This window comes from Alloscardovia criceti DSM 17774 (assembly GCF_000376885.1).
In the GTDB taxonomy this organism is placed as follows: Bacteria; Actinomycetota; Actinomycetes; order Actinomycetales; family Bifidobacteriaceae; genus Alloscardovia; species Alloscardovia criceti.
Genome location: NZ_AQXR01000009.1, coordinates 257,572 through 283,502 on the forward strand (window position 1 = coordinate 257,572; position 25,931 = coordinate 283,502).

Genomic DNA, 25,931 nt, shown 5'->3' on the forward strand with positions numbered 1-25,931 from the left:
CTACGGGTTTTGGCAAATGGTCCCATCTGCAAAAAAACATAGATAAATCGACTAAGAAGCGCATTCCGCCCGAGAAAAATCACAATGAGTTGTCCTACGCGGAACCGCCGAAAACCTAGGAATTACAAGGCTTTCAGGCATGAAAAAAGGTTTCAAGTTATTTACCTGAAACCCTGCTCGTGGAGCTAGGGGGGGGGGAAGCAGTCGAACTCAACGCTTCCCCCTTTAACAAAAGGGGATTCGTCGGTCCAATACTCATCCAGCGAGAACCAGTCCCGCCACGTGATTTCCTGCTTGTCGTCCTCGGAGAACCACATGCTCACGACGAGCTTGTCATCGTACAGATAGACCTTGTCCACGAAATACTCGAACACTTGGTCTCGAATCCCCGGGTCGTTCACGTCAGCGTGCAGGAACTTGTCGAAGTACGCCTGAATGCCGTGCTTGTCCTCGCACAACGACACGCGGACGTTTTCCGTCTCTATGGCATCGTTCAGGGCGCTCTTTTGCTCTTCGAGCTGCGTGAGACGTTCCGTCACCGTATCGCTGACCACGCCCTTCTCGATGACCTTCACGAGGTTCGCAAGGCTTTTCTCCACTTCCCTGCGCTTCGCTTCCAGCGCTTCGAGATATGCGGTGTCGTTGTGGTTCTTCTCGTAATACTCCGCCGCATCCAGAGCGAGCGCCGTCACGTTCTCCTCGTCGTCAACGATGTTGTGCAGGGCGAACAGCACCATGTCCTCTAAGTCCCGCTTGCGGGCCTTGTGCAGGTGGGACTCTTTCCTGCGCTGGGCGGAGCAATAGTAGTAGTAATACGTCCGTCCGGTCTTGCTCGTACCGGACACGCCCTGCATGGTGCTCCCGCACTCACCGCAATAGAGCTTGCCCGTAAGCCAATAGCGCGGAGCCTCGTTCTCGTCCATGCCGTGCGCCCGCTGGGAACCCTTGCGCTTGTTCTCGGCGAACCGCCTTTGCGCCCTGTCGAAAGTCGCCTTGTCGACAAGGACGGGCATTCCGCCCTCGACCACGATGTCGCCGTGGTGATACTCGCCGATGTAGGCGCGGTTCTTGAGCATCTTGTTCAGCATGTTCACGCTGAACTTCGCGTTCCTCGGCGTGCGCAGGCCCTGCGCGTTCATCTCCTCGGCAATGGTCTTCAGCGGCTTGCCCGATGCGTATTCCCCGAACGCCCACTGCACGAACGGCGCTGTGTTCGGGTCTGGGATGTACTTCTTCGTGGACCTGTCCACGTTGTAGCCGAACAGCTTGTGGCCGTTGTACAGGGCGTGCTGCGCGTTGTAGTCCATGCCGCGCTGGATGTTCTGCGACAGCTGGCGGCTGTAATACTCCGCCATGGCCTCCATCAATCCCTCGATGAGGACGCCTTCGGGTCCCTCCGTCGGGATGTGCTCGGCCAACAGGTGAATCTCGCATCCCGCGTCGCGGATTTTCTTCTTCGCCATCGCCAGAACGTATTTGTCGCGTCCCAGACGGTCGGTCTTCCACATGATGAGGGTATGAGGACGGATTTTGCGACTTCCGACAGCATCTGCTGGAACCCCGGTCGTGCGTCCGTGGTGCCGGATATTGCCGCGTCCTCATACTCCTGCACGATTTTGAAGCCGTGCGCATCCGCCCAGTCGTGGGCAAGCTCGCGCTGCTGGTCCATGCTCGCGTCGTTCTGCGAGTGGGACGAGAAGCGATAGTACGCTATCGCAAGATTGTTGTCGTTCGGCGCGAATTTCTTCTTACGTGCCATAGGTTTACCCCCTCCCGTAATTTCTGCTTATAGGCTTTCATGGTTCACTCCTTTGGAAATTAGCCCGCCGCCCAAAATAGCGACGGGCTATCCGACATTTAGCTGATTGACTGCATCGCGAGCAAATCGGACTTAGTGCGTTCCATCACAGTCCGCATGTACTCGTCCATATACGCCCAATCAGGCTCGTTATCACTGGTGCACGGCAATGTCACAGTCAACAGCTTCGCTTTGTCCCATACACACTTATCGTCATAGCTAAACTTGTCCTTGATTGCCTTTTCGAGCACAGTTGCAAGAAACATCAACGTGAACGCTGAATCAATCTTTGCTTTCGGCTTCACCAGATAGGCATCCCATAGCACACCCGTTCTCTGCGGTTGCGCATACACATCGCCTGTTGCGATAGCACCGTTCTGCACAATATCAATCGTCATCTCAGCGGTTTCAAAATCGGCCTCGCGCCCGTAATACATGATGCCGTTATTGCCATGTTTGGCGTTCACAAGGGGAAGATTGAACTCCTCTGTACGTTCCTCAGACACATCGAACGTCTTGTTGAAGTCCTCTTTCTTGACATCAAGCTGGAGCTTTTCGAATAAGTCCCCGATGATGAACTCCCGCCACCCGGATACACTCAACGCATGTTTTTCTCCATCGGTCTGTCTCAGACTCTCAAGGCTTGCCCCAGACTCTCTCATGACCGCCGACATGTATTCATCCATATAAACCCAGTCAGGCTCACCGGACGGCGTTGCAGGGAGTTTGATAAACTCGTTCTCGACCTTTCGAAAACTACACATGTTGTCGTATGCATAATTCAAGAACTGTCGATTCAGCACGCCCGCCACGAACTGTCCAACGGACTTGGAAACAACATTTTTCGGAATCAACGCAAACACGCGAGCGTGCGTGACCATCGTATACGGATAATCACGAAAAATCGTATGGCCGAACATATCGACGGTGATGGTGTTCCCCGAAATCGGAGCGACGTCCACTTCGGTCCTACCGATAATTCCATTATTCGCCGTCCCAGCAGAAACGACCAGCGTGCCATCATCTGATAAATGTTGTGGTCGAATATCGAAGCTGCCGGTCTTCGAATCAAACAAGTCTCCGACCCGGAACTCCTTCCACCCGCTTGTATCAATCTTCGCCATCGCCGCCACCACCTTTCTGCATGGTCACGGTCACGGACTCGCCGTCGGCGCTCACGCGGCTCGAATACATCGCGGTGTCCAGCAGCTTCTCACCGAGCTCCTTCGCGTCGATACCCTGCTGGAGCATCAGGTAGTCCATCGCCGTCTTGCGGAAGTCCTCCTCATAAATCTCGAACGGCTTCTGTGGCATCTGATAGGACAGGTGCTCGGCCGGGTTGACCCACTGGCACGTATCGTCGCCGGACTGCTTCTCAACCACATCGACCCAATGCGCCTCGATAGCCGACCACTTGCCGTAGACGTCATGGCGTCCCTTGTTCTTGACTGTCGCCAACCCATCGGACTCCATATAGCAAGCGAAAAATTCCTTGCCATCCTGCGCGACACCCGCCTCGAACACGAAGATGCTCGTGGTCACGCCCACGCCGAAGAACAAGTCTTCCGGCAGCTTGATGACCTTGCGCAGGCGGTTGTTCTTCAGAATGCGCTTCATCTGCGCCTTCGATGCCTTCTCCAGCTTCTTGTCCGGCAGGATGAACGCGCACTGGGTATGCGTGGGAACGCTGTCCAGCACGTTCTCGACGATGGTCATGCAGCCGTACTTGTTCTCGTACGGCGGGTTCATCAGCACCTTCGTAATCGGCTTGGACTGCATCCATTCGCTGGCTGCATCCGTGCGGGCGTCCATCTGTTTCAAGGTTCGTCTTGCCGTCCTTGTGAATCAGCATGTTCGCGCACGCCAGCGCGTAAATCTCGCGGTCAAACTCGATGCCGTAGAGCTGCTTGGACTTAATCTCTCCGGCCTTCTTCGTCTCCATACCGCCAGCCTCGCGAATCATGTTCGCCATGGCCTTCACGAGGAAGCCGCCGGAACCGCACGTGGCGTCCAAGATGCAGTCGTCCATGTTCACTTCGAGAATCTTGTACATGAAGTCCGTGATGTGTTCCGGCGTGAATATCTGTCCTGACTCGGACTTCTTCTTGTAACGGTTGAACTCGTTGAAGAAGATGCCCATCACGTCTTCGCCGCGCCACTCGTTCGAGTTGATGCACTCGGAAATCTCGACGACCCAGTCGATGAAGTCATTGATTGCCTTCTGATTGTCGGTCGTGTTCATCTTGATGTCGGAATATTCCTCCAGCAGGATGTCAATCTTCGCATTCTGTTTGCGACTGGCTATCAATGATTTTGCAAGCGTCGAGTGAATCGCCGTATGGAACGTCTCATACCCAAGGTCTTTCAGACGCTTCAATCCCGCACCGTAACGCTCGGCAACCAACGCGCATGCCGTGAAAATCATGCGGTGATATAGATTCTTGATGCCGAACTCGAAGTGCAGGCAGTTGTTGATACGCGCCGTCAGCTGGTAAATGCGCTCCTTGTCAATGCTGTCGACGGTGTAGAGCGACAGGTAATAGCCGACGTGCTGTAATTTGTCGGGCGTCTTAACTTCCTCCTCGGCCTTGAACACGCGCACGTCCTCGCCGTTGTACAGAACACCAACAACCTTCTCGTACTGCGTTTGCACAATGCGGACGTTCTTCAGCACCTCGTCCACCTGTGCATTGCCAAGGGCAATGCGTGTCGCCTTCGTCTCCAACACCAACGCCACGTCTGCCTTGTTCTTCGGCAGATACCAGCCGTCCGGCTTGTCCGCCACGCCCGCAAACCCCAGCTGATTGAACGTCGTAAGCTGACCGACACCGGCACGTGCAATATCACTATCTACAAGCCCGAGGATATCACGCGCCAAATCACGCACCGCATCCTCCGTCAAATTCTTTGCCATCTACTCATCCGCCCCCTCAAGATGCTCCTGAATCCACTCGTGGATGATTGCGGCAATCGTCGTCTCGCGCTCCGCAGCCATCATCTTGAGCGCCTTCTTATCGCTCACAGTGAGCGACAGTGAGAGGGTGGTGCGCTTCTCGTCCGCAGTCGTGTCGGCGACGACAGCCTTCTCTATCTTCTTCTGCTCGGCCTCGCGGTCGGCAGCGTATTTCTCGAACATATTCGCCATTGCTCGACCTCCTTTAATCATTTATATATTTATACATTTATACATCATAGAGATGCATTTGTCCATACGCAGCACGGCTTTGACCTGCGGTTACTCCCTCGGTAACCCTACAGCCTTGCGCACCGTGTCCACCAGCTCGCGCGTCGCCTTCGCAGCCTTGCCGCGTCGGTCGAACTCGACCACGGACTTGCCGGCGGCTCCCGCCTGAACGAACGCCTCGGACTGGGGCAGCGTGGCCACCGTCTGGTCGCCGGCCAGACCCTCGAACCACGCCATGAAGTCGCGGGACGCCTTGAAGCGATTTCGCCAGAAAGACCAGCTCGGGGTCAAAATCCATCAGAATCTTGTTGCCGTAGTCATAGATGCCATTGTTCACGGCAACGAGGTCTTTGTCCGTGCATGCCCTCTTCTTCTCGCAGATGTCGCGAAGGGTGGCAACCGTCTCGGTGACGCCCTTCGTGGTGATTGCCATGTTGTAGCCGCGAATCAAGCGCGTCAGGACCTCTTCGGTCGTGTCATAGCACCCTTTGTTAGGACCGCTCTCCTGATAGACGCCTATGTCGAAATTGTCGTCGTCAGCCCTGTTGCAGGGTATCCCGATAGCGTGATGCAGCTCGCGCAGGACAATGGCAATCTGCAAGAAATGGAGACCCGACAGGCGCTTGTAACGCTCCGCGCCCTGCTTCTGGTCGGGGTAGGCGTCCTTCGACTTCGCGCCGGGACCTGCGTTCGGGTCGCGCTTGCCCAAGTTGTACGCGTCGATGCAGCGGTTCGTCAGCGTCAGAAGCTCGAACTTGAGCGTGTCGCGCGAGGGCGGGTTCTCGGGGTCGATGCCCTGAAGGTAGGACAGGGCGGCGTACGCGATGATCTGCTCTTCGCAAAAGGCCACCATATCGGCACAATCCTCGGGCAGGCACAGCCAGCCCTTTTCCTCTTGAATATCAGGCGCATCTGTGCTAAGATATTTATATATTGATTTGGCCGTCCCGGAAGCTGCGCAGGCATCGGGGCGGTTTTCTTTTGCCTTCATGTTCTCACCTCCTTAATTCGTCAGCTCGACGCGCTTCACGTTCGCGTTCTTCCACGCCTCAACGTCGTCAATCTTGTAGCGAACCGCGTTTCCGACCTTGTAGTAACTCGGACCCTTGCCCTGAGAGCGCCAGACGCAGAGCGTCCCCGCGCTCAAACCGAGGAACGCCGCCACCTCGCGCGTCGTCATGTAAGAAGGATTTACCTCTTTTACCTGCTTCTTTCCTTTAGCCATAACCAGCCACCTCCATGCTCAAAGTCCTTTTCGCGAAACAAAAAAAGCTCCCGTGGAAACCAAAGAAGGACAGAGGCGCAAAGCCTTGTCTATCTCGGTTTCCACGGGAGCTTCGTGTTCGTTGTTTCGCCCGTGACGCACGGCCTATTCGACCGAGCGCTCGGCTCCTATTCCCGATAGCAACCCCGCATCAAGGACGGGACGGGTGCTGAGCCATTCATCTTTATGTATTCATAATACGCCATTAGGGCAATTAAAGCAATATCAATTTTCCCGTCACCGCAGGTCAGAGCCTATTTCCGCTCATATATGGGCAGAAATCGGTTCAAATAATCTTCTGCCCGCGCCCCGAACGCATCGGCGGGGGAAGAGGACGTACGCCAAGGATTGCGGGGTCTGTTCCAGTTTGTTCTAAAAAAGTTGGAACAAGATTTTTCCGTGTTTACCTGCGTCTTTGCGCGATTCGCTGAATCTTGTTCCAACTCCGTTTTTCAAATTGGAACAGGATTTTCCCGTGTTTACCAGGCTTTATGGTCGTTTGTTCCAATTGTTCCAGTTTTCAACAAGTCCTCTATATATAAATACATATATAGAAACCCCTTCCTGTATTCTTTTTTCCGCGCTTTAGGTTTGACAATAATTGGAACAACTGGAACAAATGGGACATTTTCAGGAAAAACCCTCATAAATGAGCATAAAATCGAATTTCAAAACTGGAACAAACCTTCTATACGTTAATAGGCTTTAATGAATGGGCCCATGCCGCATCCCTTCTGTACGTCCACCCACATCCAACCGCCGCCCGCAGGGCGACCATCCCCAGCATCGAGCGGCAGCGAGATGCACACCTGCGCTCCGTCTGACGCTCTCAGAGCCGTCTTAAGGCACGAAAAAGCCCTTCAGGGTACACGAAGTATCCTGAAGGGCTTAAAACGTCTTAAAACGCCAAATATGGCGTCCACATGATGACAGCCGAAACGGGAGCACCCTTACCGGGTACCCCCGAATCTATAAACAAGCGCGAACTCATTCTTGTAAAAGAAGAGTTCGACGCTTCCTCTTTTGGTGGAGCTAGGGGGAGTCGAACCCCCGACCTTTTCGATGCGAACGAAACGCGCTACCAACTGCGCTATAGCCCCAAGGTCTAGCGTGTTTAATTGTATACGCACACTGGACCAAAGCAAGATGCACGTGTACCGTGTCGGAAAAATCTTACTGTTCGTCTGTCTGAGAAGTCTCAGATTCCTCAGCAGCAGCTTCCACGGTTTGTGCCTTCTTCTTACGATTGATAAGGCCCCGAATGGCCGCCACAATTGTAGGAGCCAACGACACGAGCAAGATTGCTACGATAACAAGCTCGAAGTTCTTTTGAACGAATGGAATGCCGCCAAAGAAGTATCCGAGCAGCGTAAACAAAGAGCTCCATACCAGACCACCGAGCACGCTAAACGGCGTGAAACGACGCCAGCTCATGCCGGAAAGCCCCGAGATAAATGGCATGAAGGTACGAATGAATGGGAAGAATCGTCCCAAGAACACAGCCAGAGGTCCCCACTTTTCAATCATGGCTTCTGTTTTTTCGATGCGTTCTGGAGTCATTGCCTTGACCTTACCCGAATCGACAATCTTGCGACCGAAGAAGTGACCGATGAAGTAATTGCACTGATCGCCGATAATTGGGGCGGTCCACACAATAGGCAACAACACAGCTAAGCTCATACCAGAGCTTGGTTCTGCTGCGAAATATCCAGCAGCAAAAAGCAAGGAATCGCCAGGCAAGAATGGCATGAAGACCACACCGGTTTCCACAAAGATGATGAGGAAGATAAATGCATACGTTGGAGCTAATCCCATTGCAATCCAACCTGCGATAGCTCCGCGTGGATTTTTAAGAAGCTCGATGAAGAAATTAATAATGCCCATGATTCTCCTGGGTGACACATATTGCTAACAAACCCTTCTAAGTGTAATGAGAATCTGCGCTCACTCCATAAGAATGAATTAACATCAACATTTTCCACATAAAAACCTGTCAGAACTTTTGTAACTTTATAGATTACCTCCATAAAAAACGCGCGAATTTGTGTAAAATCACAGGAAAGCGCCGCGGCGAAGATGAGGATTCGCGTAGCAACACCGTTGACGAGAGTACCGAAGTTTTCATAGAGCTTGGGTACTCTAAAAGTATGAGCACACTTCAGGGAACGGTTATCCTCGCAGCAACACCTATCGGAAATACGGCGGATGCCTCAGCACGTTTGGTGTCGTTGCTGTCTTCTGCGGATATCGTGGCAGCAGAAGATACACGCCGTTTGTATGACCTCGCGCGCCGGCTGGATGTGCATGTGAACGGTCACGTGGTCGCTTACCACGATCACAACGAGCGTGGGAAAGCAGACGGTTTGCTCGATGAGGTGGAGAACGGGGCCACGGTGCTCGTGGTATCCGATGCGGGTATGCCTACGATTAACGATCCAGGTCTTGCGATTGTGCGTCGAGCAATTGAGCGCGAGTTGCCTGTGACCTGTGCGCCAGGGCCTTCTGCAGTGTTGGATGCACTAGCTTTGTCGGGTCTGCCTACGGATCGTTTCTGCTATGAGGGTTTCGTGCCGCGCAAGCATTCGGACCGTATGAAACGTTTCCGCTCCTTAGCTGCTGAAATGCGCACCATTGTTTTCTATGAAACGCCGCATCGCATTGCAGAAACCATGGATGACATGGAAGCTGTTTTTGGCGAAAATCGTCGCATGGCATTGGCAAGGGAACTCACTAAGGACTTTGAAGAGATTCGCAGGGGTAGTGTTCATGCGATTCGTGAGGGTGTAATCAATAAACCTCCTCGTGGTGAGATTGTGCTGGTGATTGAAGGGGCGACAGAGGAAGAAGCCATAGAAGCTGCGGGAAATACCGTGCTTGGCATCGATGATCTGGCACAGATTTCCCTGGAGGTGTCTGAGCGTGAGGGCATGCGCATCAAGGATGCTATCGCGCAGGTCGTGAAGGAGCATCCTTTGCCGGATGGTTCCTTCGTATCCCGCAAAGACGTGTATGCGCATGTTTTGGATATGAAGGCTCAGTAAACTAGATGCCCGCCTTTCAACTTGTGCCGTCTGGCGAGCTATACGGTGTGCTCTGCTACGCTGTCTCCAAACAATATTTCAAAACTTTCCTTCACTCGAGGACCTCCTGCTTGAGACACGCATTCTAGTAGTTCGGGCGAGGCGCGGAGATTGGCGATGAGCCAGTATCTCAGATCCGGACAATGCTCGGCGATATACCATAAAATCTGCGGATTCGTGTGAGGATTCGTTGCAATGAGCGGCGTAAGGTGAAGTGGCGCTGCGGGCGGTGGACTGCCCGGGTAGGGATGTGGGCACGGTGAAGAGGCATAAAAGTATTCAGACATGGCTATCCTTGTCGTTGCGTTCTTGACGAGGCTTTACTGGGATCGGCATTGTCCTCTTCGTGTTGCTGTGGCTGAGTTTGTGGCGGTGCATTCTGCGAGGCAAAAGTGCGTAAAATCAAATTCATACCTGCCGTATACCGCGGTTGGCGCGTATTCACACGCATGACTTCTATACAATCGCGCTCGCCGAAATCATAGTTCGTTGCTAATTCCAAAATCATGGCACTGATAAGATGCGGGCGAAAGCGAGCATCTTCGCTGCAGGCAAGATCGCAGGCGGTGCGTTCAGGCGTGGTGACTAAAAGCTGGGGAAATTCCGCGATAAAAGAGCTGTGGATTTGCCGTGATGTTGAGCGCACTTTTCGCCCAAAAAGAATGGAATGATAATGGTTATCGCGCGCCACATCGATATGTCGTGGAAATTCGCCGCCCAACCAAATCCACGCAGCCAAAAAACCTGAAGCGATAGCTCCGTGTGGCATAATATCGCGCGCCACATGCGCACGCGTATGACTGGAGGCTAGAAAACGCGTGGAAAAATAGGTGCTGGCATCCAGCTCGGTAAGTGTATTATTGTCCTTCAACCTCCTCAAACACATGGGTCCTGGAAAGTCGCTCACGTGGTGGAGGGGATGCTCAAGTGTTGCTTGGAAACTTGCATCAGTGCGCGCAATGCGTTGATGGTACACGTGCGCGGACATAGATGATTTGAGGTTAACAAAATCAGAATCCTGCTCGGGCAGGGCGCGGGGAGCCATTGCAGGTGTCGGGGTTGGTATCGGGGTTGGATTTGGTTCCAGATCCGGCGTCGTTGTCGTTGAATTACTCATGAGGGTCAGGCTATAGCAAGGCCGTTCAAAGACGAAAACCGAATCCGCATTTTTGTGGATAACTGGAGAATTGTTGATAATCTCATGTGTTTTCACATTCGTCCACAGGGTGGATATGTGGACGAATGTGAAAAAATACCGTGGGTGTGAAGAAGGGTTAATGTCGGCTCAATTAGAGATAATCGACAGCATGAGTCATGTATTAGTAGCAGTAGCTTGGCCGTATGCCAACGGCCCTCGCCACATTGGCCATGTGGCAGGTTTCGGTGTTCCTTCGGATGTGTATGCGCGTTTTGAACGTATGAAGGGCAACGATGTATTGATGGTTTCGGGTACGGATGAGCATGGTACCCCAATTTTGGTGCAGGCCGATGCAGAAGGCGTAAGCGCACAAGAGCTTTCAAACCGCTACAATCGTGTCATTTCACAGGATTTGTGCAATCTGGGACTGAGTTACGATCTTTTTACACGCACCACCACGAAAAATCATGAACTTGTGGTGCAGGATATGTTTAAGCAGTGCCTTGACAACGGTTATATTTACAAGGGCACTCAAATGGTGGCAATTTCGCCATCTACGGGGCGTACGCTTCCGGACCGTTATATCGAGGGCACTTGCCCAATTTGTGGATATGACGGCGCGCGCGGTGATCAGTGCGATAACTGCGGTAATGAGCTCGATCCTATCGATTTGAAGAATCCTGTATCTAAAATCAACGGTGAAACGCCACGTTTTGAGGAAACAGAGCACTTCTTCCTCGATTTGCCAGCACTAGCAGAAGCAAACTTGGAATGGTTGAAGTCACGCAAGGGCTGGCGTACCAACGTCATTAACTTCTCCATCGGCTTGTTTAACGAGGTGAAACCTCGCGCCATTACGCGCGATATCGACTGGGGTATCCCTGTGCCGGTGGCAGATTGGATCGATAATCCAAATAAGAAGCTGTACGTGTGGTTCGATGCGGTGATTGGCTATTTGAGCGCATCCATCGAATGGGCACGTCGCAGTGGTGACGACGATGCATGGCGCAAGTGGTGGAACGACCCAGAAGCGTTGAGCTATTACTTTATGGGTAAAGATAACATCACCTTCCATTCCCAGATTTGGCCATCAGAGATGCTCGGCTACAACGGCGCAGGCTCCAAGGGTGGCGAGCCAGGCGATATGGGCACTTTGAATTTGCCTACGGAAGTGGTGTCTTCTGAATTCCTTTCTATGGAAGGACGCAAGTTCAGCTCCTCACGCGGCATCGTGATTTATGTGAAGGATATTTTGGAGCGCTATCAGGTGGATGCCGTGCGGTACTACATTTCCGTGGCGGGCCCTGAAACCTCCGATTCAGACTTCACCTGGGCAGAATTTGTGCGTCATAACAACGACGAACTCGTGTCCGGATGGGGCAATCTTGTCAATCGCGTAGCCACTTTGCTGCACAAGAATTTCGGCGAAATTCCACAAGTTAGCGAAGATCAGCTAACCGAGCAGGATCGCACACTTTTGGAGACTACACTTCAAGCCTTCGATACTGTGGGCGATTTGATTAGCCAGCACCACCAAAAGGCTGGTTTGAACGAAGCCATGCGCGTAGCCGCAGAAGTGAACAAGTACATCTCTGCCACAGAGCCATGGAAGATTAAGGATAATCCTGCACGTTTGGCCGCCGTTTTGTACACGGCTGCTCAGGCCGTTATGGATATCAATGTGCTACTTTCTCCATACTTGCCTCATTCGGCTCAGAAGGTCTGGGAAACCATGGGTGGTGAGGGCGAATTCTCGCCATTGCCACGCATTGAAGAGGTGACGGATTTGGATAATCCAGACTTCAGCTACCCAATTATTACGGGCGATTACAAGCTGGGCGTAAATGTGCACCCATGGCAACGTGAAAAGCTCGTCGCCGGTACAAAGATTGCGAAACCAAGCCCAATCTTCCAAAAGATTCCTGTGGAAGCTGTGGAAGAGGAGCTCGAGCGTTTCCAAACAGAGCTGGATGAGCGTAAGAGCAAAGAAATGGCCCGTTTAGAAGCAGAAAAGGCAAAGCTGCAAAAAGACTAAGAATGCAGATACCGCAGAGAAATAATTGAAAAGAGATGCGAGCAGAAGAGTTCACAGGTGATTGTTTACAATTTCTTTACAAAATTCTCAGCTTATCCTAAGACTTTTTCCACATTCGGCTCAGAAACCGGGTGTTATATATAAGTTATCAGCTGAAAGGCTGGCAGGTAACACTGATAATTGAACCTCTCTTCTCTTTCTCTTCTAGCCCGAGTTTTTCGCTCGGGCTTTCTCTTTTCTGTCAGCATTATGATCTTCGATCTTCCACATTCGCTGGAAGCTAGGCACTGTGCGTCTCACCCACGAACCACTTACAACAGAACTATCACTCAGAACTATCGCTAACGACTGCTACGCGCAGTCATTAAACATCACGCCATGATTGTGTACCATCCGCAAGAGTGGCGAGGAAGTGACACTACAGTATGGCTAAAAAGCATCGCAACCGCTCCTGGGCACCTGCGCCGGAAGCTTTGGAATCCATGATTATCGACAATCACACGCATGTGGCCTCGGTTGTCGATTTCGCAATTTCCATGAGCAGTCAGGCGGCGCAGCGCCATATGCCGCCCGTGCCAGTTTTCTCCGTGGAGGAGCTGATTCGCAAGGCACAGGGCACAGGTGTGGCGCACATGATTGACGTGGGCTGCGAGTTGCCAAATCTCATGCGGGCTGTGAATATCGCTAAGCAATATCCGGACATCCTCAAAGCCGCGGTAGCAATTCACCCGAACGAAAGCGTGCTCCACGGCCATCGCGGCGATGTGGGGCCGGATGGACTAGACATTCACTATCAGCCGTGGCATGACGTGACCATCGACGATGCGCTCGCAACCGTGTATCGCATCGCCACGCACAACCCAGACGATGTGGTAGCCATTGGCGAAACAGGTCTCGACTACTTCCGCACCGGTCCGCAGGCCCGCACAGCCCAGCGAGAGGCCTTCCGTGCGCATATTGCCATGGCCAAAGAGCTGAACCTCGCCTTACAAATCCATGATCGCGACGCCCACGAGGATGTTATCGATATCCTCCTCAAAGACGGCGCACCAGAGCGCACCGTCTTCCACTCCTTCTCTGCGGATAAAGAAGTGGCGGAGCTCGCCAATAAACACGGCTGGTATCTGAGCTTCTCTGGCACGGTTACATACAAAGCCAACGAACGCCTGCGTGAGGCACTCAGCGTGCTGGATAAGAGCCGCATCCTCGTAGAAACGGATGCGCCGTATCTGACGCCAGAGCCTTACCGTGGCCGCACAAATTCCTCCTATTTGATGCCTTTTACGTTTCGAGTTATGGCGGAGGTTTTACAATTGAACCATAAGGAAACAGCGGAAATTACATACGAAAACACCGTTCGTGCATATGATTTGCCCTACCGCAGTGTAAAATAAACGTCTATTGCTAAAGTGCGTGGCAAACCACGTGCTTGGTCGAGCCTGATATTTCGCGAGAATTTGACGGATTCGAAAGAATATCTAGGTCACTTCAAGAGGTAGAGGGCTCATGGAGAAAGTCCTGGAAACAGGTGGAGAATTATATGGTGTCTGAAATGGACGCAGGAACTAATCAAGACTCCGGTCTTGCAAACCTTGCAAAAGATACTGCAGAGCAAACCGAGAAAGAGCAATCTTCTGCTGATGATAAAGGAGATAAACGTATCTGTACGACCACAGATTCGCTAGCTCTCGATTTAGCTCAAACAGGTGCAATCTTGCCACCAGAAGGCATTACTAAAGCCCCAAAAGTTGACGAACATGCAGTTTCTGAAGAAGAGCTCGAAGCCAAGCGTTTAGCGGAAAAAGAAGCAAAACGCACGGCCGAACTGCAAAATAAAAAGGCGCGCACGCCGTTAGGGCGTTGGTGGCGCAAAATCCAAACTTCCCAAGATAAAATCAGCCTCGGCATGATGATTGTGGCCTTGGGCGTGGTATACGGCGATATTGGTACTTCGCCGTTATATCTTTCCCAGTCCTTCATTACAGGACAAGGCGGCATTCAGAACGCAAACCGCGAGTCCGTGCTCGGCATGCTCAGCTTGCTCTTCTGGTCCGTAACCTTGATTACGACGGTCAAGTATGTGTTCATCGCCATGCGCATTGACAACAAGGGTGAAGGCGGCATCTTTGCGCTGTATTCCTTGGTCAAGCGCTACGCAAAATGGCTGTGGATACCGGCAATGGTGGGTGGTGCGGCATTTCTTGCTGATTCCGTCCTAACTCCAGCCGTGTCTATTTCTTCGGCTGTGGAAGGTTTGCGCACGCTGGCACCGCTCAAGCAGGTCTTTACCGAAAATCCGAATATTTCGCTGGGCATTACGGCCGTGATTATCGTGGCACTCTTCCTCATCCAATCGCGCGGTACGGAAAGTATTGGAAAAATTTTCGGTATTGTCGTTTTTATTTGGTTCACCTTCCTTGCCATCACAGGCATTTCAGCAATTGGCACGGATTGGAGCATCTTCGAGGCGCTGAACCCCGTACTCGGCATCCAATACCTGTTCTCGCCGCATAATCACGCAAGCCTAGCCATTATGGGCACAGTCTTCCTTGCCACCACCGGTGCAGAGGCCTTGTACTCCGATATGGGACACGTGGGTCGCGGAAATATTTACGCTACGTGGCCGTACATCAAGGTGTGCTTGATGCTCAATTACTTCGGCCAGGGCCAGTGGATCATCGAAAATCAAAACAACACGGCTATGCAACAGTTGGAAAATCTCAACCCATTCTTCCAAATGATGCCGGAAGCCGTGCGTTATGTGGCGGTTATTCTCTCTGTGGTGGCGGGTATTATTGCTTCTCAGGCGTTGATTTCCGGCGCGTACACCATGGTTTCAGAAGCTACGGGTTTGAACTGGATGCCGCATTTGCAGGTGCGCTACCCAAGCCGTACCCGCGGCCAGTTGTATATCCCAGTGGTGAACTGGGTTCTGATGGTTGCAACGCTTTCTGTGCTGGCCATTTTCCAGGATTCCGAGCGTATGACCGCCGCATATGGTCTTGCATTGACGGTCACCATGATTACCACCACCATTCTGCTGGCAGCCTATATGTGGTGGGGGAAGAGGCGTCGACTCTTCGCCGTTATCTTTACCATCGTCTTCCTCGCCATCCAGATCCTCTTCTTCATCTCCTCGATGTCGAAGTTTATGACCGGAGGTTGGTTCACCACCTTAATTACCATCGCTATTTTCGGCATCATGTATGCGTGGGATACGGGAACGAAGGTGGAGCGTAGCCAGAGGCGTCACATGTCGCCAGAGGACTTCTTACCTTCGCTGAATGTGCTGCACAACGATGAAGACATCCCGTTATATGCGGATAATTTGGTGTATCTGACTTCTGATACGGAGCTGCGACGATTGGATACGGATATTTTCTATTCCATTTTCGCTGGGCATCCTAAGCGTGCTCGGGCCTGGTGGGCCGTATCCGTGTTTGTTACCGATGATCCGTATACGCGTGAGTATTCCGTAGAAAACTTCGGCACGGACTTCCTCTTCCGTGTGCGCATCCGATTGGGCTTTAAGGTCAGTCAAAATGTGGCTACCTATTTGCACCAAATCATGCATGAGCTCATTGATGACGGCACGCTACCGCCTCAAACTACCATTTATCCGCAGGTGGATGAGGATCCGGAAATTGGGTCCATCCGCTATGTGCTTATCCACAAGGAACTCATGCCAGAGTCCAAGGTGCCGCGCTCGGGTGCTATTGCGTTGCGCATGAAGTACGCCATTCGTAAGGCGGCAGGTTCGCCTATTAAGTGGTTCGGTTTGGCGACGTACAATCCGCTTATCGAAGTGCAGCCGCTCTTTGTATCCACCTCGCCGGTGGCTCCGTTGCGTCGCGTGAATTTGCGCAAGACGAAGAAGCGCATCACGCTGGAGGCGGTGCTGGCTGAAAAGGCTGCGAAAGCGGGTATCACCGTGGAATTGGAAGATGCTGAGGGAAACCCTCTAGAAAATCCTGCAGAGAAGACGGATGCGCAAGCGGATGCGGCAACGACAGCGTCTCAGGAGCCAGCTCAGGGGCAAACTGGTCATCAGGACAGCGCAGATAATGCTGAGGATGCCCACAATGCATCTGAGTCTGAAGATACGCAGCAGACTGAGGAAACGGCAGATGCGCCTTCCGAAGCGTCTTCAGATGCGCGAAACGGTCAGCAAGACAGTCGGCAAGACTAGACTTCACAGCGCAACCTGAGTGATCACATTCGGAGCGAAAGCGCAACTGTGCTCAATCTCACACCGCGTAATCGCTCGTTATAACTAAACACAATAACTGCATGGGCGTGTAATACAGTTCATGCAGTTATTTTTATAATTATGTGCCGTTTACTAGGATATGTTTCATCTCAAACCGATATCACACTGCGCGATGCCATTGGTTCCGCGCAGCTCGACGAGTTTAAGGAAATCTCGCGCATCCACAACGATGGCTGGGGAGCGGACACCTTCAGTAGCACACACCGCGCCGCACATGTAGAAGACGGTGGCGCACCAAGTCCCGAGGTTTTTGAAAGTATTTATCGCACCACAGAACCGGCATATTTGGATCATAATTTTGAATCCTTGGTGTCCACTAGCGCACGTAGTGCTATCTTCCATCTGCGTTTGGCTTCCTCAAATTTGCCTTTAATTCCAGAAAATCAGCAGCCTTTTACGGCGCACGGCATCAGTTTTACCCATAACGGCGATATTTCATCCACTGAGGGCGTAAATCTCGTACACAATCCCCATGTGCTCGTCTCTTCCGAAGAGGTCGCCCAAACGGGTGGTAAATCGGATTCGGCGATTTATTTTGCGCATATTTTGCACTTCATAGATGCGGGCTACCCAGTCGATCAGGCGGTGGAGCAGGCCATTGCGGAGCTGCGTAAGCAATACAGAGATTCCTCCTATAACTGCTTTGTGCAAACCGATACGCAACTCGTCTGCGTAAACGCCACCGGTCATGAAAACTTATCCACGCGCATTGCAGACATTTACGAGGCATACAACCAGCGTGAGAAGGCAAAAGATTACCGTGTCATCCGCTATAAGGAAATTCCAGGCGGAGTCGTCGTGGCATCCTCCGGTTTTGAACAAAACGAGGAGGAGGGGTGGAAAGACTTGCCGAAGAATCACATGCTCGTGGCAGATACGGCCACAGGCGAGTATGAGATTCGAGCTCTGTCTTAGTGTGCAGTAAGCGGCAAGCGACCATGAATCCGCAGGAAGTGACGCTCAATACAGGCATTTATGCGCGAAGGGAGCAGACCTATGTATAAAGATTTTCCTTATTTTCATCTGGATCGATCCGTCAATCCCAAGCATCTGCAGTCGGTGGTGAACTTTTACGCCTCGGGCTGTGTGCCGTGCGAAGAGTACGGCATCGGCGTGGAAATTGAGCATTTACCCGTGCGCAAGGGCAGTCATGAAGCCGTTACATATGCGCAGGAGCACGGCATTCGCGATATTTTACACGACCTTGCGCCGCTTTATGATGCCAGCAAAGAATATTATGATGGGGGTCATCTTCTGGGTCTTGCCCGAGGAAAAATTGCGATTTCTCTGGAACCCGGCGGACAGATTGAGTGTTCCTTGGGCGTGCTCACATCACCTGAAGAGCTAGATGCCGTATATGCGCAGTTTAGGGCGGACATCGACCCCATTCTCGAAAAGCACCAGGTAGAACTGCTGAATTACGGCTACACGCCGGTCAGCAGTGCGCGTGATATCCACATCATCCCTAAGCAACGCTACGCCGCTATGGACAAGTATTTGGGGCGTCTGTCGAGCTATGGCTGGAATATGATGCGCGCCTCGGCTTCCACGCAAATCAGCCTTGATTACTCCAGTGAGGAGGATGCCATCGCCAAAATGCGCATGGGTGTGGCTGTGGGGCCGCTGCTGAATTATTTCTTTAGAAATACGCCGTTCTTTGAAGGCCGCACAAACAGCATCCCACTGCTGCGTCAGCACATGTGGGATGGCGTGGCCACGGGCCGCACGGGCATCAACCCAGGCTTGTTTGATAAGGATTACAGCTTTGAAAAAGCTGCGTATGACGTGCTTGCCACGCCCATGATGGTGGCTGATGTGACGCATACCCCCGAGGCGCAGGGCTCTGAGCCGCAGGTGTGGATGGCCAGCTTCGACAACGCCGCAGACGTATATCCGGACCGCGAACTCAACGAGGCCGAAATTACGCATATTATTTCCACACATTTCAACGATGTACGCCTAAAAAACTTTATAGAGTTGCGCCACTGGGATTCCTTGCCTATAGAACGTGCGCGCATTCTCGCCGATATCGTGGTCAATCTCTTTACCCAGCCGGCTGAGCTCGACCGTTTACAAGGGTATTTTGAAGGCATAAGTGTATTCGATATCAACCGTGCAAAGCTCGAAATACAAGCGCAGGGCCGAGAGGCCAAACCATATGGTCAAAGCCTAGAATTCTGGCGCGAATTCCTCCATGCCGAGTACACGGGAGACGATATCCCGGGAGATCCCCATAACCCAGACGTCTTCCAGAATTAGTTCCGAGTGCGTGTGCCGAAACACGGCACTTTAAGGCGTACACAGCGGACACAACTGCACACAATGACGACATGTGGTGCGTACACGCTCAGCGAAAGCTATGCCTGCGTTCCAGCGCCACTACTAAACTGGAAGCCAGATCCATTAGCAATAGAAAGCGTAGAAAAATGGCAGAAGCACAAGCAAATATTGGCGTTGTAGGCCTTGCAGTTATGGGTTCAAATCTTGCCCGTAACCTCGCTCATCATGGAAACACAGTAGCTGTGTACAACCGTTCTTATGGACGCACAGAAACCCTTATGAAGGAGCACGGCTCCGAGGGCAACTTCGTGCCTTCCGAAACTATCGAAGACTTCGTAGCAAGCCTGTCCAAGCCACGCACTGCAATTATCATGGTGAAGGCAGGCGCGCCAACCGACGCCATGATTAATGCTTTGGCAGATGCCATGGAGCCAGGAGACATCATCGTCGATGGCGGAAACTCCTACTTCCCAGACACTATTCGCCGCGAAAAGGAAATCCGCGCTCGCGGTTTACACTTCGTAGGTTGTGGCATCTCCGGCGGTGAAGAAGGCGCTTTGAACGGCCCATCCATGATGCCGGGCGGTACGGATGAATCCTGGAAGACTTTGGGACCAATTTTGGAGTCCATCGCCGCAGTAGCTGAAGGCGAACCATGCGTGACCCACATCGGACACGATGGTGCAGGACATTTCGTCAAGATGGTGCACAACGGCATTGAGTATGCAGATATGCAGCTCATTGGCGAATCCTACGATTTGCTACGCCGCGGTTTAGGCATGAGCGCTGAGGAAATCGCGTCCACCTTCGACGAGTGGAATAAGGGCGAGTTGGACTCGTATCTTGTGGAGATTACCGCTGAAGTTTTGCATCATGTGGATGCGAAGACCGGCAAGCCATTCGTGGATATCGTAGTCGATCATGCAGGCATGAAGGGTACCGGTACCTGGACAGTGCAGACCGCTTTGTCTTTGGCTACCCCAGTTACAGGCATTGCAGAAGCAGTATTTGCACGTGGCTTGTCCTCCATGACCGCTCAGCGTGAAGAAGTCAAGACCAAGCCACTGGCAGGCCCTGACGGCAAGATCAATGTAGAAGACAAGACTGCTTTCGTAGAAGCCGTACGTCAGGCTTTGTATGCCTCCAAGATTGTGGCTTATGCACAGGGCTTCGATGAGATCCGAGCCGGCGCTGCAGAGTACAACTGGCAGATCGATTTGGGTGCAGTAGCACGTATTTGGCGTGGCGGCTGCATTATCCGCGCGAAGTTCCTCAACCGCATCTCCGATGCTTATGATTCAGGCGAAAAGTTTGAGTCTTTGCTTCAGAATGCTTACTTCAAGGACGCCGTAGAAAATGCACAAGATGCATGGCGTGAAGTTGTATCCACTGCAGCGCGCGTAGGCATCCCAGTTCCAGCATTCTCTAGCTCCCTGTCTTACTACGATGGTTTGCGCTCCGATCGCTTGCCAGCTGCCTTGATTCAGGGTCAGCGCGACTTCTTCGGCGCTCACACCTACGGTCGTGTGGATATGCCTGGCACCTTCCACACCTTGTGGAGCGAGGACCGCTCTGAAATCCAAGAGTAAGAAATCTAGGAGTAAAAGAAATCCAGTAGTAAGAAATTCAGGAGTAACAACGGGGAGTAAATCCTCGGTAGCTAATTTCTACACCTGAGTGAAACTTATGAAAAGTGACCGCGATTGCCGTATTAACGGTAATCGCGGTTCTTTATGCAATAATGTTGAATCCCAAGTAAAGCCCATTTGTATTGTGAGGAGCTTCGTTATGCGCAATATTTCTTCTCATCTTTACGCCAGTGACGGTGAAGAATTTAGCTTTGGGCCTCTGAAAACCGGCACAAAAACTGCCATGCTTACCGTTTCATTCCTCGCATGGGCCGGCGTTATCGTCACTAACATTGGCAATATTTTTGACCTCTATCCACGCGTTTCCGGACAATGGAAGGGCTTGTATGGGCACTCCGCTCGCGGCATGGCCGGCGCAGGGCAACGCTTCATTGAAGGCATGAGCTACTTTACGATGGTGTCCAATGTGCTGGTTGCCGTGGTGTTTCTCATGCTGGCCCTGAGTGCACGTAAAACGAAGCGACGTGTGGTTTTGGTAGATTCGGCCGTGCTCATGATTACTATCACATCGCTGATTTTTCTCACCGCCATTCTGCCGTATATCCAGCTTTCCGGCCTCAGCCTCGTGACATCGCCGTGGCAGCATGTCGTTGTGCCTTTCAGCGCATGGATTGTGTGGCTGCTATGGGGGCCACGCGATTTTTATGTGGGTTCACGGCTGATGACCGTAGCGCACACGCTGGTATTGCCGGCATTATGGATCGTATGGATGCTCATATATGGGGCGTTTACAGGGTATTACCCGTATGGTTTTGTGAATGTCAACGAGCTGGGGTACGCCGGTGTAGCCCTGAGTTTGCTTGTGGTAACGGCCCTGGGCATTGTGATAGAAATTGCTTTAGGCTATGTAGACCGCATATTGCTACGCAAGAAATAAAATAAAACGGGCGTGGAGCTCGATAAGGAACTCCACGCCCTTGCTTTAAGAAATGTACGAAACAGTTATGCCAAATTCGTTGCGGCAGAACTGTCAATCATCCACAGGGTTTCTTCCTTGCCACGGGCGAATGAACTTGGTACGTGCTGATTATCCGCCTCATACAGGGCACGGCCCACAGCATCGCTCTTGCGCTCGGTGGAGGCAAAGACCCATACAAAATCGGTCTGCTGGATAAATGGCACGGTTAAGGTGACACGCAGTGGTGGCTTCTTTGGCGAATGCGCAACGCCCAAGCACTTAATCGACGGGTCTGTGGATAAGACCTCATCATGGCCTGGGAAGAGGGACGCGAAGTGGCCATCTGGCCCCACGCCGAAGAGTGCTAAGTCCAAAGAGCCATCTGGACCGAGCTCGCGGTCGAGTTCTGCCTGGTAGGTGCGTGCTGCTTCCAGAAGCACAGCATCATTTTCAGCATCGCTGGCGGCAGCGACCTGCTCAGCTGTACGCGTTTCGGCCGGCATTTCGTGGATATTCTTTTCTGGCAGTTCTCCGCTTTCCACCAAGCCATTGAGCCATGCATCGCGCGCCTGCAGAGCATTGCGATCTGCATGATCAACTGGCACATACCTCTCATCGCCCCACCAGAAGTGGACACGAGAGAAGTCGACAGCGGCAGCCAAAGGGCTGGATGCTGCGGCTGCTAGTACTTCGATGCCATCCGTGCCGCCTGTTAAGGCCACATCAACGCGCTCCTGAGCGGTGAGAAGGTCAGAAATGCGCAGAAGTAAACGCGCTGCTACTGTTTGGATAAGTGTTTCTTCAGTGGCATACACCATGATGCTGCGTTGTGTTTTATCCATATAAACCTCATTGCTTGATATGTATGAGTCGCGGGTTTTACTTAGACCAGTGCTCATGACTAATCTTATCCCAGCCCTCGGTAAGAACGGCGTTGTAGATTTCGTCAGGATCCAAACGGCGCAATTCCTCGGTCATGCACTCCTTCAATGTGCGGTGAGGCACAGAAACGGTTTGCTTATGCTGACCCGGTGTAGTGATGAAAATATCCGAGGATGTGTCATCCGGACGCTCAATAGCACTATCGCCTTCTGCAAGGTGGAAAATAACACCGCTGACGGCAGAAACATTAGGATCAAATTCGAACTTGACAGGCACCTTCAGCGCCCACGCCAGCCAAGCGGCCAGCAAATCCACGGACAAGTGAGAACGGCTACCGCGCACAGTCACCGACTGGATAGGACTCTGTGGTTGATCGTCAAACATAGCGGCCAAAAGTCCGCGCCACACCGTTAAACGCGTCCAAGAAAGATCCGTTTCCTCTACGGAGTGGTTGGCGCGCAACTTCATAAAGGTTTCGTATGGGTTTTCTGTCATTTGAGCATCGGTAATGCGACTGCGTGCCATGCTGCCGAGCAGGGAATTGGCAGGGGATGCAGGTACGCTGCTGGTCCACCACGCTACGACTGGGGAATCCGGCACGAGCAGCGGAATCACCAGCGTATCCAAATGGCGCAGCAGACTCTCCGATGGGCGCATCACGATGACCTCGCCGGCGCCGCCATCAGAGCCTAAACGAATTTCTGCATCCAAAGGCGCCAAAGTACCCACCGCCACGGCTGGCAGAGTATCCATATCAGGAGCCTCCGTACGGTCCGTAACGATAGCAATAATGCGGCTCGGATGCTCTTGACTTGCGTGGATAGCAGTTTTGAGCACGTCTTCGAGTTCTTTTTCGCTGGTAGAGACGAGCAAGGTCAGTACGCGACCCTGAGACGCCTCACCGCGTTCCTTGTGCGCCTGGTCCAGCTTGGAGGAAATTTCAGACGTGGTGCTGGATGGTAAGTTTACAATCATTGTCTTGTCTTTCTTGCTTTTCTAGCTTTTTCTAACGACTTCAATGGATGCAATGCATAGAATGGGGCAACTTTACGGCAAACGCCAAGCGCGACCATCGCGAGCCAGCATATCGTCTGCTTCCTGAGGACCCCACGTACCCGCGCGATAGGCCTGTGGCTGCGGCTGCGTAGCCCAGAACTTTTCGATAGGGTCGAGAATTTCCCAGCTGAGTTCCACCTCACGTGTCGTAGGGAAGAGTGGTGGCTCGCCCAGAAGCACATCCAAAATCAAGCGTTCATAGGCTTCTGGAGACTGCTCAGTAAAGGCCGTGCCGTAATTGAAGTCCATATTCACATCACGTACTTCCATAGCAGTGCCTGGCACCTTGGAACCAAAGCGCATGGTGACGCCCTCATCCGGCTGTACGCGGATGACGATGGCGTTATTGCCCAATTCTGAGGTGGAGGTGTCTTCGAATGGCAGGTGTGGAGCGTGCTTAAAGACCACGGCAATTTCCGTGACACGCTTGCCTAAACGCTTGCCCGAGCGCAGATAGAATGGCACTCCAGCCCAGCGGCGCGTATCGATATCGAGGCGGACGGCTGCGTATGTTTCCGTCTTATCGTCCTTTTCGATGCCCTTTTCATCCAAGAAACCGTTCACCTTCTCTGCGCCCTGCCAGCCTTCTGCGTACTGACCGCGTGCCGTGTGCGCGCCCAAATCCTTCGGCAAGCGCACAGCAGAGAGCACCTTAATCTTTTCAGCGACCAAATCCTTGGCAGAGAAGCTCACCGGCTCTTCCATAGCAGTCAGTGCCATCAGCTGGAGCAAGTGATTCTGGATGACATCACGCGCAATGCCGATGCCGGAGAAGTAGCCGGCACGTGTACCAATGCCAATATCTTCTGCCATGGTAATTTGCACGTGATCGACGTAATTCGAATTCCATACAGGTTCAAACATCATGTTTGCAAAGCGCAAAGCAAGGATGTTTTGTACGGTTTCCTTACCGAGATAGTGATCAATACGGAAGACGGATTCCTGATCAAAGACCTCCGAAACCACGCGGTCGAGTTCCTGAGCGCTTTCCAAATCGTGCCCAAATGGCTTCTCGATGATGACGCGACGCCACGCACCCTCCGTGGACTTTGCCAGTCCCGAGTCCGCAAGCTGGCGGGAAACGGTAGGGAAGTCGCGAGGAGGAATAGACATGTAGAAAGCGTGATTTCCGCGGGTGCCACGCACCTCATCCAGCTCGGATACGGTGTCAGACAAGCGCTTGAAAGAATCGGCATCATCGAAGGTACCCTGTACAAAGCGAATACCGCCCTTTAAATACTGCCACGTGGATTCATTAAATCCCGTACGTGCATGCTCAAGAATATTTTCCTTAATAAATTCAGCAAAATCTTCATGGCTCCACTCACGGCGTCCGAAGCCTACAAGACCGAAACCAGCAGGCAACAAACCACGATTCGCAAGATCGTATACAGCAGGAATCAGTTTCTTTTTACTCAAATCACCCGTAACACCAAAAATCACCAAGGAGCACGGACCTGCAATACGTGGCAGACGCATATCACGAGGATTGCGCAAAGGATTATTCCAATGATGTGCTGAGGAAGTGCGGTCAGAGGAAACATGTCCTTCAGAATTGTGACCATTCAAAGCGTTATTCATAAGTTCTCCTCAATATTAGTTACTTTCATTTTAAACGTGTGAAGGCTGTAAAATCCAAGAAAAAATAAACTATGCGATGCGTGAAACACGAATATAATCCGCGTCGGCACGTTTCACGCAAAAGGCCTCGCCCTCGTCGGATTGCAAAACGATATCCGTCGGCGTCAGAGCCTTTACCGTAATAGTGCTGTCAATCATGGCATTGTGCTCTTGCAGGATGTGCAACAAATCCGTGTGATCGTCATTCACACGACTAATAACGGCGCGCGCGCCCACCGGTACAAGATTGACATTAATCGTGTCAAACTGAGGAATGTCGCCTGCGCGGTCGGGGATGGGGTCTCCATGTGGATCGCGGTCGGGGAAGCCCAAATGTTCCTCCATGCGCTCTATCATCATAGAACTCGCCACGTGCTCCAAAGCCTCCGCTTCCTCATGCACCTCATCCCACGTGTACCCTAAAGCGTGCACGAGGTAGGTTTCGATAATGCGATGTCGGCGTAGCATTTGGATGGCCAACGCGCGGCCCTTTTCCGTAAGTTGGATGCCGCCGTAGGGTGCGTGCATGACAAATCCCTGATCCGTCATGCGTGCCAAGGCGCCGGACACGGTAGACGCACGCATGCCTGTTTCATTCGCCAAATCAGAAGGGGAGATAATGTACTGCTCCAAGGATGCAGGATTGGACTCCATGTGATGCCACTCGTGCAATTTCCAAATCGCTTTGACATAATCCTGGGTGCTGGCAGAGGTAGAAATCGTCATAATACTTCTATTTTACGGAGGAAAAGTTTCATAAAGAGGTAAAGGTGACGA

The 25,931-nt window shown here is 52.2% G+C and carries 21 protein-coding genes, 1 tRNA gene and 3 pseudogenes; 8 read left to right on the plus strand and 17 right to left on the minus strand.

The window, feature by feature from the left end:
* Window positions 1-185: 185 nt before the first annotated feature.
* From D570_RS08875 to D570_RS0103135, 11 genes and pseudogenes are all read right to left on the minus strand, one after another.
* Window positions 186-1,508 (minus strand): recombinase family protein, encoded by a 1,323-nt coding sequence (locus D570_RS08875; RefSeq protein WP_018142941.1) that lies wholly within the window; start codon window positions 1,506-1,508, stop codon window positions 186-188.
* Window positions 1,509-1,585: 77 nt separating this feature from the next.
* A pseudogene (locus tag D570_RS09680) lies at window positions 1,586-1,759 on the minus strand (recombinase family protein); the annotation flags it as partial.
* Window positions 1,760-1,857: 98 nt separating this feature from the next.
* Window positions 1,858-2,922, minus strand: coding sequence for a restriction endonuclease subunit S (locus D570_RS09290; RefSeq protein WP_018142942.1), 1,065 nt, complete (start codon window positions 2,920-2,922; stop codon window positions 1,858-1,860).
* Window positions 2,909-3,256 carry a hypothetical protein gene (locus tag D570_RS09535; protein ID WP_211204887.1) on the minus strand — a complete coding sequence of 116 codons (348 nt, stop codon included), beginning with the start codon at window positions 3,254-3,256 and terminating at the stop codon, window positions 2,909-2,911. Before D570_RS09535 ends, D570_RS09290 begins: the two co-directional genes overlap by 14 nt.
* Window positions 3,257-3,349: 93 nt before the next feature.
* Window positions 3,350-3,610, minus strand: a pseudogene (locus D570_RS09685) (HsdM family class I SAM-dependent methyltransferase); the annotation flags it as partial.
* Between the two features lie 82 nt (window positions 3,611-3,692).
* A pseudogene (locus tag D570_RS09690) lies at window positions 3,693-4,712 on the minus strand (N-6 DNA methylase); the annotation flags it as partial.
* Window positions 4,713-4,943 carry a hypothetical protein gene (locus D570_RS0103110; protein WP_018142943.1) on the minus strand — a complete coding sequence of 77 codons (231 nt, stop codon included), beginning with the start codon at window positions 4,941-4,943 and terminating at the stop codon, window positions 4,713-4,715.
* A gap of 37 nt (window positions 4,944-4,980) precedes the next feature.
* Window positions 4,981-5,973 (minus strand): hypothetical protein, encoded by a 993-nt coding sequence (locus D570_RS09540; RefSeq protein ID WP_026181824.1) that lies wholly within the window; start codon window positions 5,971-5,973, stop codon window positions 4,981-4,983.
* Between the two features lie 12 nt (window positions 5,974-5,985).
* Complete coding sequence (locus D570_RS0103120) at window positions 5,986-6,207, minus strand: helix-turn-helix transcriptional regulator (protein ID WP_018142944.1); 222 nt, start codon at window positions 6,205-6,207, stop codon at window positions 5,986-5,988.
* Window positions 6,208-7,270: 1,063 nt separating this feature from the next.
* Window positions 7,271-7,346, minus strand: a tRNA-Ala gene (locus D570_RS0103130).
* 73 nt (window positions 7,347-7,419) lie between these two features.
* On the minus strand, window positions 7,420-8,130 hold the full coding sequence (locus D570_RS0103135; RefSeq protein WP_018142946.1) for a VTT domain-containing protein: 711 nt from the start codon (window positions 8,128-8,130) through the stop codon (window positions 7,420-7,422).
* A gap of 158 nt (window positions 8,131-8,288) precedes the next feature.
* Between D570_RS0103135 and rsmI the strand changes: the two genes are divergently transcribed.
* On the plus strand, window positions 8,289-9,287 hold the full coding sequence (gene rsmI, locus D570_RS0103140) for a 16S rRNA (cytidine(1402)-2'-O)-methyltransferase (protein ID WP_018142947.1): 999 nt from the start codon (window positions 8,289-8,291) through the stop codon (window positions 9,285-9,287).
* A 38-nt stretch (window positions 9,288-9,325) separates the two neighbouring features.
* On the opposite strand, the gene D570_RS09785 is transcribed toward rsmI, so the two are convergent.
* Entirely contained in the window at window positions 9,326-9,613 is a 288-nt protein-coding gene (locus D570_RS09785) for a variant leucine-rich repeat-containing protein (protein WP_083907380.1), read from the minus strand.
* 2 nt (window positions 9,614-9,615) lie between these two features.
* A complete protein-coding gene (locus tag D570_RS09040; protein ID WP_156812216.1) occupies window positions 9,616-10,443 on the minus strand; it encodes a hypothetical protein in 828 nt (275 codons plus the stop codon).
* Between the two features lie 190 nt (window positions 10,444-10,633).
* Between D570_RS09040 and metG the strand changes: the two genes are divergently transcribed.
* The 7 genes from metG to D570_RS08375 all read left to right on the plus strand — a co-directional run bounded on the left by metG (window position 10,634) and on the right by D570_RS08375 (window position 21,575).
* A complete protein-coding gene (metG, locus tag D570_RS0103150) occupies window positions 10,634-12,499 on the plus strand; it encodes a methionine--tRNA ligase (RefSeq protein ID WP_026181825.1) in 1,866 nt (621 codons plus the stop codon).
* A 425-nt stretch (window positions 12,500-12,924) separates the two neighbouring features.
* A complete protein-coding gene (locus D570_RS0103155) occupies window positions 12,925-13,893 on the plus strand; it encodes a TatD family hydrolase (protein ID WP_018142950.1) in 969 nt (322 codons plus the stop codon).
* A gap of 146 nt (window positions 13,894-14,039) precedes the next feature.
* A complete protein-coding gene (locus D570_RS08370; RefSeq protein ID WP_018142951.1) occupies window positions 14,040-16,688 on the plus strand; it encodes a KUP/HAK/KT family potassium transporter in 2,649 nt (882 codons plus the stop codon).
* A gap of 141 nt (window positions 16,689-16,829) precedes the next feature.
* Window positions 16,830-17,684 (plus strand): class II glutamine amidotransferase, encoded by an 855-nt coding sequence (locus D570_RS0103165; RefSeq protein WP_018142952.1) that lies wholly within the window; start codon window positions 16,830-16,832, stop codon window positions 17,682-17,684.
* Between the two features lie 81 nt (window positions 17,685-17,765).
* Complete coding sequence (locus D570_RS0103170; RefSeq protein WP_018142953.1) at window positions 17,766-19,028, plus strand: glutamate-cysteine ligase family protein; 1,263 nt, start codon at window positions 17,766-17,768, stop codon at window positions 19,026-19,028.
* 167 nt (window positions 19,029-19,195) lie between these two features.
* Window positions 19,196-20,638 carry an NADP-dependent phosphogluconate dehydrogenase gene (gene gndA / locus D570_RS0103175; RefSeq protein WP_018142954.1) on the plus strand — a complete coding sequence of 481 codons (1,443 nt, stop codon included), beginning with the start codon at window positions 19,196-19,198 and terminating at the stop codon, window positions 20,636-20,638.
* Between the two features lie 199 nt (window positions 20,639-20,837).
* Window positions 20,838-21,575, plus strand: coding sequence for a Pr6Pr family membrane protein (locus tag D570_RS08375; RefSeq protein WP_018142955.1), 738 nt, complete (start codon window positions 20,838-20,840; stop codon window positions 21,573-21,575).
* Window positions 21,576-21,640: 65 nt separating this feature from the next.
* On the opposite strand, the gene pgl is transcribed toward D570_RS08375, so the two are convergent.
* From pgl to D570_RS0103200, 4 genes are all read right to left on the minus strand, one after another.
* Complete coding sequence (pgl, locus tag D570_RS0103185; RefSeq protein ID WP_018142956.1) at window positions 21,641-22,438, minus strand: 6-phosphogluconolactonase; 798 nt, start codon at window positions 22,436-22,438, stop codon at window positions 21,641-21,643.
* A 37-nt stretch (window positions 22,439-22,475) separates the two neighbouring features.
* The gene (locus D570_RS0103190) at window positions 22,476-23,453 is read right to left on the minus strand and encodes a glucose-6-phosphate dehydrogenase assembly protein OpcA (protein ID WP_018142957.1); all 978 of its coding nucleotides are present in this window, start codon (window positions 23,451-23,453) and stop codon (window positions 22,476-22,478) included.
* A gap of 72 nt (window positions 23,454-23,525) precedes the next feature.
* Complete coding sequence (zwf, locus tag D570_RS0103195; protein ID WP_245531858.1) at window positions 23,526-25,013, minus strand: glucose-6-phosphate dehydrogenase; 1,488 nt, start codon at window positions 25,011-25,013, stop codon at window positions 23,526-23,528.
* 171 nt (window positions 25,014-25,184) lie between these two features.
* Window positions 25,185-25,880, minus strand: a complete 696-nt coding sequence (locus tag D570_RS0103200; protein WP_018142959.1) for a metal-dependent transcriptional regulator — start codon at window positions 25,878-25,880, stop codon at window positions 25,185-25,187.
* Window positions 25,881-25,931: the final 51 nt, after the last annotated feature.